The organism is Roseococcus sp. YIM B11640 (genome assembly GCF_049727625.1).
GTDB lineage: Bacteria > Pseudomonadota > Alphaproteobacteria > Acetobacterales > Acetobacteraceae > Roseococcus.
Genome location: NZ_JBBJOZ010000002.1, coordinates 1,141,602 through 1,159,927, shown reverse-complemented (window position 1 = coordinate 1,159,927; position 18,326 = coordinate 1,141,602). Strand labels below are relative to the sequence as shown.

Annotated in this window: 16 protein-coding genes and 1 tRNA gene; 4 read left to right on the top strand and 13 right to left on the bottom strand. The window is 71.9% G+C overall.

The features are described from left to right. Positions 1 to 3: 3 nt before the first annotated feature. The gene (locus WJM96_RS13075) at positions 4 to 1,023 is read right to left on the bottom strand and encodes a Ppx/GppA phosphatase family protein (RefSeq protein WP_424812930.1); all 1,020 of its coding nucleotides are present in this window, start codon (positions 1,021 to 1,023) and stop codon (positions 4 to 6) included. A 130-nt stretch (positions 1,024 to 1,153) separates the two neighbouring features. Here WJM96_RS13075 and WJM96_RS13070 point away from each other — a divergent pair. Then, a tRNA-Gln gene (locus WJM96_RS13070) sits at positions 1,154 to 1,227 on the top strand. A 177-nt stretch (positions 1,228 to 1,404) separates the two neighbouring features. Here the strand turns inward: WJM96_RS13070 and WJM96_RS13065 are convergent. Then, complete coding sequence (locus tag WJM96_RS13065) at positions 1,405 to 1,674, bottom strand: hypothetical protein (protein ID WP_424812929.1); 270 nt, start codon at positions 1,672 to 1,674, stop codon at positions 1,405 to 1,407. A 205-nt stretch (positions 1,675 to 1,879) separates the two neighbouring features. On the opposite strand from WJM96_RS13065, the gene WJM96_RS13060 reads away from it, so the two are divergent. Next, positions 1,880 to 3,208 (top strand): LLM class flavin-dependent oxidoreductase, encoded by a 1,329-nt coding sequence (locus tag WJM96_RS13060; protein WP_424812928.1) that lies wholly within the window; start codon positions 1,880 to 1,882, stop codon positions 3,206 to 3,208. 21 nt (positions 3,209 to 3,229) lie between these two features. Here WJM96_RS13060 and WJM96_RS13055 read toward each other — a convergent pair whose 3' ends face one another. Then, on the bottom strand, positions 3,230 to 3,844 hold the full coding sequence (locus WJM96_RS13055; protein ID WP_424812927.1) for an alpha/beta hydrolase: 615 nt from the start codon (positions 3,842 to 3,844) through the stop codon (positions 3,230 to 3,232). Positions 3,845 to 3,937: 93 nt separating this feature from the next. Continuing rightward, the gene (locus tag WJM96_RS13050) at positions 3,938 to 4,861 is read right to left on the bottom strand and encodes a ring-cleaving dioxygenase (RefSeq protein ID WP_424812926.1); all 924 of its coding nucleotides are present in this window, start codon (positions 4,859 to 4,861) and stop codon (positions 3,938 to 3,940) included. Between the two features lie 126 nt (positions 4,862 to 4,987). On the opposite strand from WJM96_RS13050, the gene WJM96_RS13045 reads away from it, so the two are divergent. Both WJM96_RS13045 and WJM96_RS13040 read left to right on the top strand, forming a co-directional pair. After that, on the top strand, positions 4,988 to 5,872 hold the full coding sequence (locus WJM96_RS13045; RefSeq protein WP_424812925.1) for a LysR family transcriptional regulator: 885 nt from the start codon (positions 4,988 to 4,990) through the stop codon (positions 5,870 to 5,872). A gap of 50 nt (positions 5,873 to 5,922) precedes the next feature. Next, on the top strand, positions 5,923 to 6,390 hold the full coding sequence (locus WJM96_RS13040; RefSeq protein ID WP_424812924.1) for a YybH family protein: 468 nt from the start codon (positions 5,923 to 5,925) through the stop codon (positions 6,388 to 6,390). Between the two features lie 77 nt (positions 6,391 to 6,467). On the opposite strand, the gene WJM96_RS13035 is transcribed toward WJM96_RS13040, so the two are convergent. The 9 genes from WJM96_RS13035 to WJM96_RS12995 all read right to left on the bottom strand — a co-directional run bounded on the left by WJM96_RS13035 (position 6,468) and on the right by WJM96_RS12995 (position 18,218). Next, positions 6,468 to 7,406, bottom strand: coding sequence for an NAD-dependent epimerase/dehydratase family protein (locus WJM96_RS13035; protein WP_424812923.1), 939 nt, complete (start codon positions 7,404 to 7,406; stop codon positions 6,468 to 6,470). Between the two features lie 11 nt (positions 7,407 to 7,417). Next, entirely contained in the window at positions 7,418 to 8,782 is a 1,365-nt protein-coding gene (locus WJM96_RS13030; RefSeq protein WP_424812922.1) for a dipeptidase, read from the bottom strand. 40 nt (positions 8,783 to 8,822) lie between these two features. Next, a complete protein-coding gene (locus WJM96_RS13025) occupies positions 8,823 to 10,586 on the bottom strand; it encodes a flavin-containing monooxygenase (RefSeq protein WP_424812921.1) in 1,764 nt (587 codons plus the stop codon). A gap of 78 nt (positions 10,587 to 10,664) precedes the next feature. Beyond that, positions 10,665 to 10,997, bottom strand: a complete 333-nt coding sequence (locus WJM96_RS13020) for an FKBP-type peptidyl-prolyl cis-trans isomerase (RefSeq protein ID WP_424812920.1) — start codon at positions 10,995 to 10,997, stop codon at positions 10,665 to 10,667. A 46-nt stretch (positions 10,998 to 11,043) separates the two neighbouring features. Next, complete coding sequence (locus WJM96_RS13015; protein ID WP_424812919.1) at positions 11,044 to 11,511, bottom strand: hypothetical protein; 468 nt, start codon at positions 11,509 to 11,511, stop codon at positions 11,044 to 11,046. 90 nt (positions 11,512 to 11,601) lie between these two features. Then, positions 11,602 to 13,692, bottom strand: coding sequence for a hypothetical protein (locus tag WJM96_RS13010; protein WP_424812918.1), 2,091 nt, complete (start codon positions 13,690 to 13,692; stop codon positions 11,602 to 11,604). Further along, positions 13,692 to 16,367, bottom strand: a complete 2,676-nt coding sequence (locus tag WJM96_RS13005; RefSeq protein WP_424812917.1) for a DUF4159 domain-containing protein — start codon at positions 16,365 to 16,367, stop codon at positions 13,692 to 13,694. Before WJM96_RS13005 ends, WJM96_RS13010 begins: the two co-directional genes overlap by 1 nt. Then, entirely contained in the window at positions 16,364 to 17,230 is an 867-nt protein-coding gene (locus WJM96_RS13000; protein ID WP_424812916.1) for a DUF58 domain-containing protein, read from the bottom strand. Before WJM96_RS13000 ends, WJM96_RS13005 begins: the two co-directional genes overlap by 4 nt. Beyond that, entirely contained in the window at positions 17,223 to 18,218 is a 996-nt protein-coding gene (locus WJM96_RS12995) for an AAA family ATPase (protein WP_424812915.1), read from the bottom strand. The genes WJM96_RS13000 and WJM96_RS12995 overlap by 8 nt, the downstream gene beginning before the upstream one ends. Positions 18,219 to 18,326 lie beyond the last annotated feature (108 nt).

Below are 18,326 nucleotides of genomic sequence, written 5' to 3'. Positions count from 1 at the left end.
GGCTTACCCCCGCCAGGGCGCCCGGTCACCCCGCATGAGGCGCATGAGCATGCCCTCGCGCAGGCCACGGTCGGCCACCGTCAGCTCGGCGACGGGCCAGAGCCGGCGGATGGCGGCATAGACGGCGCAGCCGGGCAGCACGAAATCCGCGCGTTCGGGCCCGATGCACGGATGCGCGGCCAGGCCGGAGCGGCCCATGGCGAAGAGGCGCTCCATCGCGTCGTCCGCCGCTTCCGCGTTGAGACGCGTGCCGTCCACGAGCTGGCGGCGGTATTTGGGAAGCGCCATGACCACGCCCGCCAGGGTGGTGACGGTGCCCGAGGTGCCGATGAGGCGCACGCCGCCCGAGCGGATCTCCTGCCCGATGCAGTGGAGGCGGTCGAAGCTCTTGATGCGGGCGTAGATCTCCTCGACCACATCGGCGAAGCCGTCGGCGCTAAAGCAATCCTCGCCCTCGCGCTCGGCGAGCGTCACGACCCCGTAGGGGATGGAGAGGTAGCCGATCAACTCCGGCCGGGGGCCGGTGCGAATCCAGGCGACCTCGGTGCTGCCGCCGCCGATGTCGAAGAGGATGGCGCGCCGGTCCTCGGGGCCGAGAAGGGGGGCGCAGCTCTCCATCGCGAGCTCGGCCTCCTCGCGCGGGGTGATGATGCGGGGGCGGAGGCCCGTTTCCTGGGCTGCGCGGGCGAGGAAGGCGGAGCCGTTGGCGGCGCGGCGGCAGGCCTCGGTCGCGACGGCGGCCAGGCGCCGCACCGGGCGGCGGTGCAGACGCTCGGCGCAGGCCGAGAGCGCGGAGATCGTGCGGTCCATGGCCGCATCGGACAGCGCGCCCGAGCCGGCTAGCCCTTCGCCGAGGCGGACAATGCGCGAGAAGCTGTCCACCACGCGGAAGCCCTCGCGCGTGGGGGCGCCGATCAGCAGCCGGCAATTGTTGGTGCCGAGGTCGAGCGCCGCGAACAGGGCGGCGGGCGGCGGGACCCCATAGGGCACGCGGGCGGGGACGGCAGGGTTCAGAGCGGTCATCGGGGGGCTGACTCGTTCCAAAAGCGAAGCTGTCATGATCGTGAAGCAAAGCTGATATCGCAAGCGGAAACCGCCCTTGGCAACCTCGATGGGCGGTGTTATCAGCCCGCCCACACCGAGCGGTGGCGCTTGGGGGATAGTTTAACGGTAGAACTTCCGACTCTGACTCGGACAGTCTTGGTTCGAATCCAGGTCCCCCAGCCACGGTCTCACGCACTTGATGTTGCTGACCTTTCCGATGCGCCAAGCATCGAAGAGGCAGCCTCGCGGCGGATCCCTTCCAGTCCTCATCAGCGCGCATCTGCGGCTGCGCCACGGTGTCCCGGCCCCGTGTGAAGAGGTCGGGTCAAGTCTCCGGACAAGGCTCGCCCTGGTAGGGGCTCAAGCCGGCTCCCAGCCCGCCGTCCGCATGCAATTCAAGATGTGCTGCACGCGTCCCTGGGCGATCGCCGCTTCCATGCGCGGCGCCCAGCCGGACATGTAGGCCTGCTGGGTGAGGGTGCGGGCGGCGCGATCGTCGGCCCAGCGATTACCTTCCAGGATGCAGCCGTCGCGCGCCTGCGCCATCTGGGCCTCGTCGCGGCGCGTGCCCGTGAAGTCGCGCCAGAGCGCGGGCTCCAGGGGCGGCGGTGCGATGACGGGTTCGGGCATCGGCGTGCAAGCTGCCAGGGCCGCAGCTGCCAATATTCCCCATGCGATCCGCATGATCCATCCTCCCGGTCCGTGACGGCGGCAGCCTGCCCCAGGCGGGCCCGCGTCGCCAGGGTCACGGAAAAAGGCAATCTTCAATACCTTTACAACGAAGGTAAACGAATCTTATGCTGGGGCCGCGCAAGGACTTAGGGAATGCGACCGCATGAGCCAGACGAAGCCCCGGATCAAGCTCGGCCTGTCCATGGCGGGTTACGGCTACCACCACAGCGCCTGGTTGCATCCCGAGGTGCCGGCCGATGGGGTGAACACCTTCGATTTCTATCTGGAGCAGGCCCGCATCGCCGAACGCGGCCTCTTCGACATGGCCTTCCTCGCCGATTTCGTGACCTTCTCCATGATCGATGTGCCCAAGGGCGCGAGCGGCCGCAGCCTGCGCGGGGGCGGGTTCGAGCCGTTGACCCTGCTCGCCGCCCTGGCGCCGCAGACGCGCAACATCGGCCTCGTCGCCACGGCCTCCACCACCTTCGGCGTTCCCTTCCACGTGGCGCGCGCCTTCGCCTCCATCGACCAGCTCAGCCATGGGCGCGCGGGCTGGAACGTCGTCACCTCCTTCCAGGACGAGGAGGCGGTGAATTTCGGCTCGCGCGCCATCCTCGACAAATCCTCGCGCTACGATCGCGCGGAGGAGTTCGTCGATGTCGTCACTGGCCTCTGGGACAGCATGGCCCCGGACACCTTCCTTTATGACCGGGAGAGCGGCCGGCTCTTCGATCCCGCCAAGGTCCGCGCGCTGAACCACGAGGGAAAGCACTTCAGCGTGCGCGGCCCGCTCGGCACGCCGCGCTCTGTGCAGGGACGGCCGATCATCGTGCAGGCCGGCGCGTCGGAGGAGGGACAGGAGCTCGCCGCCCGCACGGCCGATGTCGTCTATTCCGTGCAGACCAGCATCGCGGGCGCGGCCAGGTTCTATGAGGGGCTGAAGTCGCGCATGGCGAAGCACGGCCGCGCGCGGGACCAGATGAAGATCATGCCCGGCATCCTCCCCGTCGTCGGCGGCACGGAGGAGGAGGCGCAGCGCAAGTTCCGCGCGATGCAGGAGATGATCGACCCGCTGGTGGGGCTGCGCTACCTGAGCGCGCTCTTCGGCGACCTTTCCGACCATCCGCTCGACGGGCCCGTGCCGGATCTCCGCAAGGACAAGGAGCTCGCGACCCGCGCGCAGCTCATCCTCGATCTGGCGCGCAAGAACGACTGGTCCATCCGCCAGCTCTACCAGCGCACCGCCATCGGCAATACGCACAATGTCGTGGTCGGCACGCCCGAGCAGATTGCCGACGAGATGCAGGCCTGGATGGAGAACAAGGCCGCGGACGGCTTCAACTTCCTGCCCGCCCTCTCGCCCCTCAGCCTGCGCGAGTTCGTGGACGAGGTGATCCCGGTGCTCCAGAAGCGCGGCCTCTACCGGACGGAATACGAGGGCACCACGCTGCGCGAGAATCTCGGGCTGGAGATGCCGCCCACGGCCCACTGAGCCGGGACGGCAGTTTTCACGCTACAGCGCCGCGAGCCACTCGCGCGCCAAGTTCACGTCCATCTGCGAGAGTCCGTGCCCGAGCGGGAGCTCGCGTGCCGTGACCGCCGCGCCGGCCTCGCCCAACCCTTGCGCGAGGCGGCGGCTGTTCGCCAGCGGGATGATCGGGTCCATCGTCCCCGAGAGCATCAGCACGGGCGTGCCTGCGAGACTGCCTTCCGGCGCCTCGGGCAGCGGCACCATGGCGCGCAGCAGCGCGGCCCCGGCGAGCAGGCCGGGATGGCGGAACAGGAGCGCGGCCGCGATGTTGGCGCCGTTGGAAAAGCCGAGCGCGACCGGCGCCGCGATGCCGTGGCGCGCCTGCGCGTCGCGCACGAATTCCGCGAGCTCGTCGGCGCGGCGGCGGACGTCCTCATGGTCGAAGACGCCTTCCTCCAGCCGGCGAAAGAAGCGCGGCGCGCCATGCTCCAGCACCTGCCCGCGCGGCGAGAGCAGCGCCGAGCCCGGCGCGACCATGCGGCCGAGGGGGACCAGGTCGTTCTCGTCGCCGCCCGTGCCGTGCAGCAGGAGCAGCGGCGGGCGCCCGGCATCCCCGGGCTCGAAGCGGTGGATGAAGGCGGGGAGGGTGGTGCTCATGTGAACCTCCGGCGCCGCCCGTGGGGATGGGCGGCGCGCAACTTGGGTGACAGGAGGCCGCGAATGCGGCCCCCCGGAAGTCCGGCGAAGGCCTCAAACCAGTTCAGGCAGGTGCGCCTCGATCGCGGCGCGATGCGGCTCCAGGAACTGCGGCAGCTTCAGCGCCTCGCCCAGGGTCTGGGCGGGCTCGTCCACGTCGAAGCCCGGGATGTCGGTCGCGATCTCGAACAGCACGTGGCCCGGCTCGCGGAAGTAGACGGAGCGGAAGTAGTTCCGGTCCTTCTGCTCGGTCGTGTGCAGGCCATGGTTGGCGGCGAGCTTGCGTACCATCTCAGCCTCCGCCGCGTCATCCGCGGCGCGGAAGGCGAGGTGGTGCACCGAGCCGCGGCCCAGCCGCGCCGGCAGGAAGCCGCCGACCGCGCGCAGGTCCACGATGCCGCCGATCGCCGTGCCCTCGGCCTGGTAGCGCGTGGTGTCGCCCTCCCGAGCGACCTCGGCGAAGCCGAAGACGTCGGAGAGGATGGCGCCCGTCGCTTCCGTGCGCTCGAGCATCAGGCTCACCCCGTAGAAGCCGCGCAGGGCGTTCTCCAGCGGAATCTCGCCATTGTCCCAGGCGGCCTCGGCCTCGATGCCCGGCAGGCCCACCAGCGCGAGGCGCATGCCATCCGGGTCGCGGAAGGTCAGCACCGTCTCGCCGAAGCGGGTCGTGCGCTCGACGCCGAAGTTGATCAGCCGCTCCGTCCAGTAGCCGATAGCGGAGAGCGGGATGCGGAAGGAGGTCTCCTGCAACTCGCCCGCCCCGGCGCGGCCGGGGGCGGCATTCTCCCAGGGGAAGAAGGTGAGGATCGTGCCAGGGCTGCCGGCAGCGTCGCCGTAATACAGGTGGTAGGCGCCGGGATCGTCGAAATTGACCGTCTTCTTCACCAGGCGCAGCCCGAGGGTGCGGGTGTAGAAATCGACGTTCCGCTGCGCGCTGCCGGCGATGGCGGTGACGTGGTGGATGCCGTTCCGGGTCATGGTGGTGATCTCCTGAGGGAGCGCGTCCGGCGCTCCGATGCCGTGAGGAGATAGTGCAATCCCGGGCGGAATGTGAGAGAAATGCGATTGCATGAATGCAATCGTAGTTCGGCAGGATCGCAGCGCTTGAAGGAACCCGCCCGAACCCTCTCCTGGGAGGACATCCGCCTCGTCCACGCGGTGGCCGAGGCCCGCAACCTGCCCGCCGCCGCTGCCCTGCTGGGTGTGGACCATTCCACCGTCTTCCGGCGGCTGCGCCAGGCCGAGGCGCGGCTGGGCAGGCCGCTCTTCGAGCGCCATCGCGCGGGATATGCTTTGACGCCGGCGGGCGAGGAGGTGGCGGCGCTGGCGGCGCGCATGGATGCGGACGTCACCGCCGTCACGCGCCGGCTGGCGGGGCAGGAGCTCAAGCCCTCCGGCGAGGTGCGCGTGGCCACCAGCGACAGCCTGCTGGCGGACCTGCTCATGCCCATCTTCGCCCGCTTCCGCGCGGCCTGCCCCGAGGTGCGGCTGGATGTCGTGACGGGCAACGCGGCGCTGAACCTTTCGCGGCGCGACGCCGATGTCGCCATCCGCGCGACGGATGCGCCGCCCGAGACGCTGGTCGGGCGCCGCGCCGCTCGCATCGCCTGGGCGCTCTATGGCGCCGTGGGCGCCGCGCCCGCCGAGGATCCCGACTGGGTCGCGCTGGGCGACAACCTCGCCGCCATGAAGGTCGTGCGCCATGCGCGCGAGGCCGTGGCGCCAGGGCGCCTGGTGGCGCGCTTCGACACGGTGCTGGGCCTCGCGCATGCGGTATCGGAGGGGATCGGCATCGGGCATCTGCCGTGCTTCGTGGGCGATGCCTGGCCGAGCCTGAAGCGCCTCTCGCCGCCCGAGCCGGACTTCGCCTCCGACCTCTGGCTGCTGACCCATCCAGACCTGCGGAGCACGCCGCGAGTGCGCGCCCTGCTGGACTTCGTCGCGGCGCAACTGGCGACCCTGCGTCCCCTGGTCGAGGGCGACCGCTAGGCGACGGCCAGCCCGCCGCGCATCATGCCAAACCTGGAAAGGATTCCCGCATGACCGACCTGCCCATCCCCTATGCCGACGCGGCCGCCAAGGCCGAGATCATCGATTGGCTGGAGCGCTTCTTCGTGTGCGTGCGCGAGGTGGATTTCAAATCCGCCTACCCGTTCTGGCACGATGAGATCGTGATCTTCGGGACCTTCCAGGAGCTCGTGCGCTCGCGGCAGGCCTGGACGGACACGCAGTGGTCCAACGTCTGGCCGCGCACCAAGGACTTCACGCTGGACGCGAAGAACACCGAGGTCCTGCTCTCGGGCGACGGCTCCATGGCGGTCGCGATCCTGCCCTGGACCAGCACGGGCTGGCACGAGGACGGCACGGAGTTCGACCGGCCCGGCCGCGCGACCGTCGTGCTGCACAAGCAGCCGGATGGCCGCTGGCTCGGCGTGCACAGCCACATGTCGCTCGGCCGCGGCGTGCCGCAGGACAGCCACGGCAAGAGGCCGATCAAGGCTCGCTGATAGATCGTCGGTCCGATGGCCTGGGGGCGGTCGCGCATTCGCGCTCCTGGCCCGGGGCAGGGCCTCGGGCCGAGGGGTCATCCGGCGCTCAGGTAATCCTCGATGATGGCATCCAGACCGGTATCGGCCTGGATGCCCAGCCGTTCCGCCGTCGCCGAGCGGAAGCCGCGCGGCCAGCTGTCGACCACCGCCTGCAAGGCGGGGTCCGGCCGCCAGGAGACGTGGTCCATCGCGTGATGCGCGTCGAGCGCGGCCACCATTTCTGCCACGCTCACCGTCAGCGCGGGCTGGTTGATGGCTCGCGTGTCGGGCAAGGCCTCGCCAGGGACTTCCGCCATCAGCCGCAGCGAGCGCGCGACGCGGCCCACGGAGGCCAGCGGCAGCCGCGTTTCCGGGCGCAGCCCGCAGACGACGTCGCGGCCGTTCAGCGGCTCGCGCAGGATGGCGGCCACCTGATCCGAGACGGCCGGGCTTGGCGCGCCCGGGCGGATCACGACGATGGGCAGGCGCAGCGCCCGCGCGTCGATGACGCCCTGCCGCGCATGATCGGCCAGCAGCAATTCCGCGATGGCCTTCTGCGTCCCGTAGGAGGTGCGCGGCAGGCGCGGCGTGTCGTCGCCCACCACATCGGGCAGCACGCCGCCGAAGGCCGCGATGGAGCTCGCGAAGACCAGGCGCGCGGGCGGGTGCTGCGCGCGAAGGTGTCCCAGCAGGCGCAGCATCCCCTCGATGTTCACGGCCAGCCCATGCGCCATGTCGCGTTCCGCCTCCTGCGTCAGCGAGGCGGCGAGGTGAAAGACCACGTCGTAGCCGGGGCCGGCGAAGAGGCCTTGCAGGAAATCCGCATCGCCGATGCTGCCGGTGGCGATGGTGCAGCCTTCCGCGTCCGGCGGCGGCACGATGTCGACCAGCACGAGCTCGCCCAGCGGGCGGCCGCAAAGCCTTCCCTGGACGCGAAGCTCGCGCGTCAGGCGGCGGCCGATGAAGCCGGCGGCGCCGGTGATCAGGATGCGCAAGACTTGTCTCCTCAGCCCGGCAGGACCGCGTTCAGCACGCGCCGGAAATTGCCGCCCAGCAGCTTCTCCATCCCGTCCGGGTCGAAGCCGCAGGATTGCAGCGCCTCGGTGAGCGCGGGGAGCTGGCTGTAGCTCTCGAAGGCCGCGGGGCCGAGCAGCCCCTGCATGTCGCTGCCGATGCCCACATGGTCGATGCCGATCGCATCCACCATGCGCGCCACGCTCTCGGCGTAGAGCCGCTTGGTGGGCGACGGGCCGACCAGCGGCCAGACGCCGACGACGCCGCCGGTCTCGGCGATGACGCGGCCGTGCTCCTGGGAAATGCTGCGGCTGCGCGGCCCCGGCTGGCGCGAGAGCGAAGTGTGCGACAGCACCAGCGGATGGCGGCTCACCGCCGCCGCGCGCTGCACCATCGGCAAGGTCGCATGCGCGACATCGACCACGATGCCGAGGCGGTTGCAGGTGCGCACCACCTCCTCCCCGAAGCGCGTCAGCCCCTCATGCACGGGCGTCGCGGTCTGGATGTCGCCGAGCTCGTTCACGCGGTAGTGCGTGAGCTGGAGATGGCGCAGCCGCTGCTCGCGGAAGGCCCATTCGAGCCGGTCGAGCTGGCCTTCGAGGAAATCCGCGCCTTCGGCGGCGACAAGGATGGCGGGCACGGCGGCAGGCAGGGTCGCCTGCTGCAGCGACGACCGGTCCGTCACGATGCGCAGCCCGTCCTGCGCGACCAGCCGCCGCAGCCGCGCGAAGGCGGCCTGCGCATGCGCCCACAGCTCGCCGGGCGCCGGGTCGCGAAAGGATTCGATGCGCTGGCCGGCGATGCGCGTGACCGGCGAGTCCGGCACGATGGCGAGCGAGACGAGATGCATCCCGCCTTCGCGCATCGGCAGGGCCAGCGGTTCGAAGGGCCGGTCGGGCTGCGTGCGCCAATGGATGACGCGCCCGGCATGGCTGTGCAGGTCCATCGCGGCGATGTGGCCGAGCGGCTGCGCGCGCACCGCGCGCGGCGCGGCGCAGATCAGCGGCGCGGCCAGCACCGCGCGCCGCCGCAGCCAGGGGCCACCCAGCGCGATCGCGCGCGCGTCGCGCATCTGCCAGCGCCAGCCCGCGCGATCGGAGGCCGGCAGGCGGCGCCAGGTGCCCTCGACGCGGATGCGCCCGCGCGGCCGTGGCGCGCCGGGCCGCAGCAGCACTTCCACCGCGCTTTCAGGGTCGGGACGACAGCCGGCGCAGCAGGCAGCCTCGGGCATCAGGAGAAGCCATCCGGGCGGCGCGGCGGCAGGGGAGGGGAAGGCCGCGCCCTCCATCGCCGCCGCGCTGCCATCCTCCGGCACGCGACCGGCCAGGAGCGCGCTCCATGCGAGCGTGGCGGTCATGCGGGCCGGAATCTGCGCGGGTCGCGCGCGCCGCGCAACCTCAGGCGAGGCCGAGCTCCTGCGCCTTGATCCGCAGCGCGAGCACCTTCGAGTAGATGCGGCTCTGCGCGAGGCTGCCGGCCGTGAACCACAGCCCCTTCTGCGGCGTGGCCCGCCACATGTTCCGCAGCTCGCCATCCGCGCCGAAGCCCCAGACGGGGCCAATGCGCTCGGCGATCGCATCGCCCAGGAAGTGGCGCACCTGCTCCTGCTGGTTGAGATAGCCGGTGGCCAGCACCAGCAGCTCGACGGGCATCACCGTGCCGTCCTTGAGGCGGACGCCCTCGGCCACGAAGCGGTCGATGCGGTCGTGCTGCAGCAGGGCGATGCGGCCGTCGATGATCATGTCCGAGGCGCCGACGTTGAAGTAGTAGCCGCCGCCGCGCTCCAGGTACTTCATCTGGAAGCCGGTATCCTCCGGCCCGTAGTCGAGCTTGAAGCCACGTGCCTCCAGCGCGTCGAGCAGCGGCTTGTCGGCCTTGCGCGAATGCGCGGTGGAAAGCTGGTAGCCGTGCTTGAGCACGGGATAAGGCGCGGCCATGGCGAGCAGGTCGCCATCCTCGTAGGGAATGCCCTCGGCGTAGATGGAATAGACGCGCTGGGCCTCGCGGATGCCGACGACATAGGTGGGGCTGCGCTGCACCAGGGTCGTGACCGCGCCGCTGGCCGCGAGGTCCTGCGCGACATCGTGGCCGCTATTGCCGCTGCCCATCACCATGGCCGGGCGGCCTTTCCATTCCGCGCCCTCCGTATAGGCGCCGGAGTGCAGCACCTGGCCGCGGAAATCCTCCAGCCCCGGCAGGCGCGGCTTCACCGGAATGCTGCTGACGCCGGTGGCGAAGACGATATGGCGCGGCTTCAGCTCGCGCTCCGAACCATCCGCGCGCCCGACCTTCACGCGGTAGTGCTGCCCGGCCTCGTCCCAGTCGCCGCCGAGGAATTCGGTGCTCGTCCAGACGTTGAGCTCCATGGCCTCGGCATAGGCCTCGAACCAGTTCGCCAGCCGGTCCTTCGGGATGAAGACGGGCCACGTCGGCGGGAAGGGCATGTAGGGCAGGTGGTTGACGTGCACCTCGTTGTGCAGCGTCAGCGCGTGGTAGCGCTTGCGCCAGTTGTCGCCGACGCGCGCGTGCCGGTCCACGACCAGCGTGTCCACGCCGAGCTGCCCGAGGCGCGCGGCGATGCCGAGCCCCGACTGCCCCGCCCCGATGACGAGCACCGTGGGCTCGCGGTCCTCGTAGCGCTGCGCGCGCAGGCGCTTGTCGAGCCAGTTCTCCCCGCCGAAATCGCGCTGGTAGTCGGCCTCCGCGGCCCCGGCCAGGTTCAGCGATTCCTCATGCCCCGCGATTTGGTCGAGCGTGGTGAGCACCACCCAGGCGCGCGGCTCGCCATCCTCGCCGCTCACCAGGCGCAGCACGCCTTCGCAGGGGCCGGTCGCGGTGTCGAAGGCGAACATGGCCTCGATGCAGTCCCGCCCGGCGCGGCGCACGCGGCGCGGCGGCGTGCGGGCGGGGGCGAGGCGAAAGGCGCGCGGTGCCGTCCGGCCAAGCGTCTCGCCGAGCATGGCCGCGATGGCCTCGGCGCCGTTCGCCGTGCGGATATCCCATTGGAAGGCCAGTACGTCGCGCCAATGCCCGCCGGGCAGGAAGCAGGCGGTGGCGGCGGCGATGTCGCGGGCGGCGAGCGCGCGGGAGAATTCATCCAGCCATGAGGTGGCCGCGGCGGCGGCCGAGCGGTCGAGAAGCGACCTGGTCATGACGTTCATGGCTGATTTCCCCGTCTCTGCTTGAGTGCAAGGCGAGCGGGGAATGGCCGCCCCTGTCAACCAGGGGCGGCCATCTCGTCAACCGACCTCGAAGAGCTCGACGTCGAAGAGCAGCGTGGCGTTGGGCGGAATCACGCCACCGGCGCCGCGCGCGCCGTAGCCCTTCTCCGGCGGGATCACGAGGAGCCGCTGGCCGCCCACCCTCATGCCCTGCACGCCCTCGTCCCAGCCCTGGATCACATGGCCGGCGCCCAGCAGGAAGCGGAACAGGTCGCCGCGGTCGCGGGAGCTGTCGAACTTGCGGCCCTTGTTCTCCGGCGCCGCCTCGTCATAGAGCCAGCCGGTGTAGTGCACGGCGACGGGCTTGCCGGCTACGGCCGTGTCGCCCGTGCCGATTTTGACGTCGGTCATTGCGTTTATTCCTCAATCGCCGGCCCGGGGCGGGCCGGCAGCCCGCTCAACGTGGCGGGATTTCCGAGATACGCAACTGCGTCGGCACGCCGGCCCCGCGATTGTAGTGGCCGACCCAGATGTCGTACTGGCCCGACATCGGGTTGTTCATAACCACGCCCGGGTCCGTGCCCTTGAAGTCGTCATTGCAGATCCACCGCCCATTCGGAAGGTTGATGACCAGCGTGACATCCGCATTCGAGGTCGCGGAAATGAAGAGCGGATAGCCGCCCGCGCGATAATTCAGCCGCACATCCGGCGGATCGGCGATGGAGCCCACGCAGCCCGGGCCACCGATGCGCTCGGCCGGGATGTTGCCGCCCGCCGTGACGTTCACCGCATAGGGATCGGGCGCGAAATTCGCGCTGAGATTCACCGTGCCGAAGGTCGGCCGCCGGTTGTAGTTCTGCGCCACCACGCTGCCGGCGGTGACCGCGACGACCGCGGCCGAAAGGGCGAGAATTCGCGTGAACACTTGTTCCTCCTGGGCTGATCCGCGGAGGCTCCTATGCGAAATGTCCGGGCGCAATGGCAAATTTGCATCGTTTGTCGCGCGTTACGAGATTCAGCGCGCTTCCGATCTCCACGCCAGGATCGCCACACCCAGCAGCAACGGCAGCATCAGCCAGGCCGGCAGCAGCGGCAGGGCGGCGATACCCGTGACCGTGTGGTCGTCGCGCTTGCGCAAGCCGAGCCAGCCCGCGCCCTGCGCGTCGCGCCCCGCCGCGACGCTGCGGATCTCGGGGACGGTCTGCCCGTCGCCGAGGAAGCGCGCCGCGCCGCCCGTGGCCTGGACCAGCGGCTGCAGCCGCGCGGGGTCGGAGCGCAGGTCGGCGAATTCGGGCGGGTTGGCGGGCATGGCGGCGGCGAAGGCCTGCCGGCGCCCATCGCTCACCTGCCACAGCCCTGGCGCTTCCGCCGCGACCTGCGCGGAGGCGCGGCCGCCGCCATCGGCGCGCAGCGGCTCGCGGCGGGTGGAATTGTCGGGCGCGGTGATCGTGACCTCCGGCGGCGGGCCCGAATCCAGGCTCCGGCGGCCGATGAAGAGGCGCCCGGCCTCGATCCGCGCCGTCAGGTCCTCCTCCTCCAGCTCGGGCTCGCGCATCAGCCAGTGGGCCGTGCGGCGGAGCAGTTCCTGCTGCGGCCCGCCGCCGTCATGGCCGCGCGACCAGAGCCAGAGATGGTCCGAGAGCATGAGCGCCACGCGCCCCTGGCCCACGCGGTCCAGCACCAGCAGCGGCGAGGCGTCGGGCCCTTCCATGATGGTGGTGCCGGCGCGCGCGTCGGTGCGGATGGTGCGGTACCAGCGGCCCCAGCTCGCCTCCGTGCTCTCGGTATTGGCGCCGGGCAGCCCCTCGGTGACGGGGTGGCGCGAGCCGGCGGGCGAGATGCGCGGGCGATAGGCCTGGTCCAGGATCGCCTGCTGCGGTGAAAGCGGGCGCGCCGGCAGCACGGAGCCGAGCGGCGTCGCGGCCAGGCTCGTCCCGCCCACGAATTCCGGGCCCACCGAGGCCAGCAGCGCGCCGCCCGCCCGGACATATTCCGCGATGTTGCGCATGTAGCTCGGCGGCAGGATGCCGCGATTGGCGAAGCGGTCGAAGACGATGAGGTCGAAGTCGCGCAGCTTCACCTGGAAGAGCTCGCGCACCGGAAAGGCGATCAGCGCCAGCTCGTTCAGCGGCGTCAGGTCGTCCTTCTCGGGCGGGCGAAGGATGGTGAAGTGGACGAGGTCCACGCCCGGATCCGCCTTGAGCAGCCGCCGCCAGGTGCGCTCGCCCGCATGCGGCTCACCGGAGACGAGCAGCACGCGCAGGCGGTCGCGCACGCCGTTCAGGGCGACGACGACGCGATTGTTCACGTCCGAGACCTCGCCCGGCCGCGTCTCGGCCACGAGGTCAATGACCGAGGGGCCCGCGCGCTCGATGGGCAGCGAGATCCGATGCTCGCGCCCGATGGGCACGCTCTCGGTGATGGGGGCCTGGCCGTCGCGCCGCAGCGTGAGGCGGGCCTGACCTTCGGCGCGCGGCACGCCCAGGTCCTCCACGATCAGGCGCAGCTCCACGCTGCGGCCGACGATGCCGAAGCCCGGCGCCTCGATCAGCCGGATGCGGCGGTCCACCTCGCCGGCGCGGCCGGGCATGAGCAGGTGCAGCGGCACGCCCTCGCCGGGACTCCAGCTGCCCGACGGCGGGATGTCGTGCACCTGCCCATCCGAGAGCAGCAGCACGCCCGCGAGGCGCGCTGCGGGAATCTCGGAGAGCGCGGCCTCCAGCGCGGCGAAGGCGCGGGTGCCCTGGTTGCCGCCCTCGGGCACGTCCACGACGCGCAGCTCCACGTCGCGCAGGCGGCCGATGCGGGATTCGAGCTGGCGGCGCGCGGCTTCGATGGCGGCCGCATGGCCCTCGGCCGAGCGCGTGCTGTCGGTGCGGTCCACCAGCAGCAGCGCGATGTCGGGCCGCGTCTCGCGCGTCTGCTCGACGAGGCGTGGCTGCGAGAGCGCGCCCAGCAGCAGCGCGAAGGCCAGGCCCCGCCACCATACGCCGCGGGCGCGGCGCAGGAAGGCGGGAAGCAGCGCCAGCAGGCAGACGGCGCCCAGCGCGGCGATGAGCCAGAGCGGGAGGATGGGCGCGAAGTCGATGCCGAAGGAGGTCTGCATCAATTGCCCAGCCTTTCCAGGATGGCCGGGACGTGCACCTGGTCGCCCTTGTAGTTGCCGGTCAGCGCGTACATCACGAGGTTGGCGCCGAACCTGTAGGCCAGCGTCCGCTGCCGCGTGCCGCCGGGCACCGCGGCATGGACGTTCTGGCCGCGCGCATCCACCGCCCACGCGCCAGCCCAGTCATGGCCGCCGATCACGACCGGGCTCACGCTGTCATTGGCGCGGTCCTGCTCGCGGCTGACCCAGACATTGCCGCCCGCGAAGCGGCCCGGCATCTCGGCCAGCAGATAGAAGGCTCGGCGGAGCACATGCTCCTCCGGAACGGGCATGAGCGGCGGGATGGCGAGGCCCTGCGTGACGCGCCGCAGCGCCGCGCGGGCGCCGGGTGCGAAGCCCTCGCCCGAGCCCTCGTCGCGCGTGTCGAAGAGGATGATGCCGCCATTGCGCATGAAGGTGTTGAGCGCGGCCACGGCCTCCGGCGCCAGGGCCGGCGCGTCGGGACGCACGGTGAAGTAGAGCAGCGGATAAAGGCTGAGGTCGTCGCGCCCGGGCACCACGCCTGCCGGCTGCGCCAGCGCGGCGGCGGTGCGGCGGTTCACGAAATCCGAGAGGCCCGCGAGGCCCTGGCGCATCGTCTCGTCCACCGCCGCATCGCCGGTGACGACATAGCCGAGGCGCGTGACGAGGCCGGGCAGGTTCTCCTCCGCCTGGGCGGGCGCCGTGAGCAGGATGAGGCCGATGCCCGCCGCCCGCGCGAAGCCCAGCAGGCCGCGCAGCCGCAGCGAGACCAGCAGGTCGATGGCCAGCAGCGCCAGCGCCGCCGCGATCAGCCAGGGGCCGAGGTCGCGCTCGGGCGGGATGCCGGCGATGGTGCGCAGGTCGGTCCCCTCCGGTGGCGCGCCGTGCAGTACGGGAGCGGGCAGCGTGTCGCCGAGGTTGAGCGCGCGGCGGAAGCCGTCGCCCCCGGCCGTGCCGTACCAGCCGGGCGGCGTGCGCGCGGAAGGCACGGCCTCGCCCGAGGCCGGGATGGCTTGCGCGCCGGGCGGCGGGGGCGCGAGGCGGCCGAAGCCGTCCAGCGCTTCCAGGGGCGGCAGCGCGCCCTCGCCCTCCAGCCCCGAGACGCCGGTCGAGAGGGCGACCAGCCGCCGCAGCATGGAGACGAAGAGGCCCGAGAGCGGCAGGTCCGACCATTCCGCATTGGCCGTGACGTGGAAGAGCACGATGCGCCCGGCGCCGCGCGTCTCCGCCGTCACCAGCGGCGTGCCGTCGGCGAGGCGCGCCCAGACCTTCTCGGCCAGGCGGGCGGAGGGCTCGGCCAGCACCTGGCGTTCCACGCTGATCTCGGCGGGGACGGGCAGGCCCGCGAAGGGCGAGCCCTCGGGGAAGGGGGCCAGGTGCTGCGGCTGCTCCCAGGAGAGCGAGCCGCCCAGCTGCCGCTCGGCGCGGAGCTGCACCGGCAGCAGCGTGTCGGGCGCCTCGGCGAGGCGCGGGCCGGCAAAGCGGATCAGCATGCCGCCGCGCTCGACGAAGCGCGTCAGCGCCGCGCCCTCGGCGGAGGAGACGGTGCGGTCGGCCAGGATCAGGACCGAGATGGGCCGCGCCAGCAGCCGGTCCACATCGCCGCGCCGCAGCTCCGCATAGGGGGTGAGCGCACGCTCCAGGTAGAAGAGGTCGCCGATCAGCGGCGCGTCGGCGCCCGCTTCCTCGGCCCCGGGCAGCAGGCCCACGGGACGGCGCCGGAAGCGCTCGTCCAGCAGCACGACGCCGCCGGGGCCGGGCTCGTCGGCGATGTCGAGGCGATAGATGCGGTTGCGGATCTCGCTGGGCAGCTCCAGCACGGCCTCGCCGCCGGTGGCGCCGGCGCCGAGCGGGATGACGGCCTGGGCCAGCGCGCGGCCGTCCTGGGCGCGTGCGATGACCTGGGCCTCGCCGGCGGCGGCGACCGGAGACTGGCGCAGGCTGAGGACCATGCGGTCGCCCTCGGCGCGGGGCGGTGACAGCAGGCGCGTGGGGCGCGTGTCGGTGCGGGCCAGGGTGAGCCCGCCGCCGGCGGAAAGGCGCTGCATCAGCGCGTGCGCGGCATCGTCCTGCCCATGGGCGAGCCCGTCGGAGAGGTAGAGGGAGGAGAAGCGCTCGCCGCGGCCCCAGGCCTCCAGCGCGTCCAGCGCAGCCGCGCGGTCGGGCGGCCAGGAGCGGGGGCGGAGGGCGGCGAGGCGCGGGGCCAGGTCCTCGGCCGGCATGGGGCCGATGACGCGGGGCGGGGCCGCGGCATCGCCTGGCGCAGTGGCCAGCAGGGCGACGGGGCGCCCCTCGCGGGACGCGCGGTCAAGCTCGGCCTGCGCGATGGCGACGCGCAGCGGCCAGTCGGGGCCGGCGGCCCAGCTGTTGTCCATCACCAGCAGCAGCGTGCCCTGGCCGCCCGCCGAGGCACCGGGGCCCATCACGGGCCGGGCGAGGCCCACGATCAGCAGCGCGGCAGCCAGCATCCGCATCAGCAGCACCCACCAGGGCGTGCGCACGGGCGTCTCCTCCGCGACGGGAAGGTCGCGCAGCAGGATGGCGGCGGGGAAGTCCATCCGCCGGGGCTGCGGCGGCGTGACGCGCAGCAGCCACCAGAGCAGCGGCAGGGCCGGCAGCGCGAGGAGCAGCCATGGCGCGGCGAAGCTGATCATGACGGCGCCAGCGCCTGCCAGAGGGCCAGCAGCGCCATTTGCGGAGGCTGATCCGTCCGGTGGGTGGAGAAGCCCCAGCCCGCCGACTGGGCGATGCCCGAGAGCGCCTCGCGGTGCGCCGCGAGCCGTTCGGCATAGAGGCCGCGCACCGTCTCGACGCGCGGGACGAGCAGCGAGGCCTCGCCCTCCATGCCGTCGAAACGGATGCGGCCGGAATAGGGGAGGGTTTCCTCGGCGGGGTCCATGATCTGGAGCATATGGCCCCGCAGCGGCACGGCGGCGAAGCGGGAGACGAGGGCCTGCACCTCCTCGGGCGGCTGCAGGAAGTCGCCCAGCAGCACGATGCGGGCATGGCGGGGCAGGCCGCGCGCGGGCCCGCCCGAGGCGGATTGCTGCTCCATCGCATGGGCGAGGCCGGGCAGGGCCGAGCGTCCCATGAACGCGCGCCCGTCCCCCGGCAGCAGCCGCACGCGCTCCCCGCCCCGCAGCAGCAGCGAGGAGAGCGCCAGCAGCAGCAGATCCGCGCGATCCGCCTTCTCGGGCAGGTCGCGGCTGGAGCGCCAGCGCATGGAGGGCGAGAGGTCACGCCAGAGGATCACGGTCTGCGCCGCTTCCCACTCGGTCTCGCGCACGAAGAGGCGGTCGGCCTTGGCGCTCTGCCGCCAGTCGACGCTGGAGGCTGCGTCGCCCGGCATATAGGCGCGGAACTGCCAGAAGGCGTCGCCATGGCCCGAGCGGCGGCGGCCGTGGACGCCCTGCATCACCGTCGCGGCGACGCGTTCTGCCTCCACGACCAGTGGCGGCAGGGCGGCGGCGGCGGCCTCGGCGCGGAGATGGGCCGGCGCGGGCGCGGGTTCAGCCAAGGCTGGACTTCAGCTCGGCGATGACGTCGGCGAGCTTCACGCCGTCCGCGCGCGCCGCGAAGGAGAGGGCCATGCGGTGGCGCAGCACGGGCTCCGCCAGGGCGAGCACGTCGTCGAGGCTGGGCGAGAGCCGGCCGTCCAGCACGGCCCGCGCACGGGTGGCCAGCATCAGCGCCTGGGCGGCGCGGGGGCCGGGGCCCCAGGCGAGGTTGCTGCGCACGGCGGGCAGGCCGCTCTCGCCGGGGCGCGCGCCGCGCACGAGGCGCAGGATGGCGTCCACCACCTGCTCGCCCACCGGGATGCTGCGGATGAGGTGCTGAGCGGCGATCAACTCGCGCCCCGTCATGGCGGGGGTGGCCCGCGCCTCGTTGGCGCCGGTGGTGGCCAGCAGCATGGCGCGCTCGGCGGCTTCATCGGGGTAGTCCACCTCGATTTCCAGCAGGAACCGGTCGAGCTGGGCCTCGGGCAGGGGGTAGGTGCCCTCCTGCTCGATGGGATTCTGGGTGGCGAGCACATGGAACGGCTCGGGCAGGGGCATGATCTGCCCGCCGATCGCCACCTTCTTTTCCTGCATGGCCTGCAGCAGGGCGGATTGGGTCCGCGGCGAGGCGCGGTTGATCTCGTCGGCCATCAGCAGCTGGCAGAAGACGGGCCCCTGCAGGAAGCGGAAGGCCCGCTTGCCGTCCGCGCCCTCCTCCAGCACCTCGGAGCCCAGGATGTCGGCGGGCATGAGATCCGGCGTGAACTGCACCCGGCGGGCGTCGAGGCCCATGACGGTGCCGAGCGTGTCCACGAGCTTGGTCTTGCCGAGCCCGGGAACGCCCACCAGCAGCACATGGCCGCCGGAGAGCAGGGTGATCAGCACCTGCTCGATCACCTGCTCCTGGCCGAAGATCACGCGCCCGATGGACTGCCGCGCCTTCTGGAGCTTGCCGCCGAGAAGTTCTATTTCGGCGATCAGGGATTCTGCGTCGGCCACTTCACCCATCTGGTTCCGATTCCCATATTGACGAGGTGCGGAGGCAATGCTGCGTTGGGTTGCACTGCCGGTTCCGCACGGTGGTTTGCCAGGGAAGCCTATGCCTCCGGATCACGG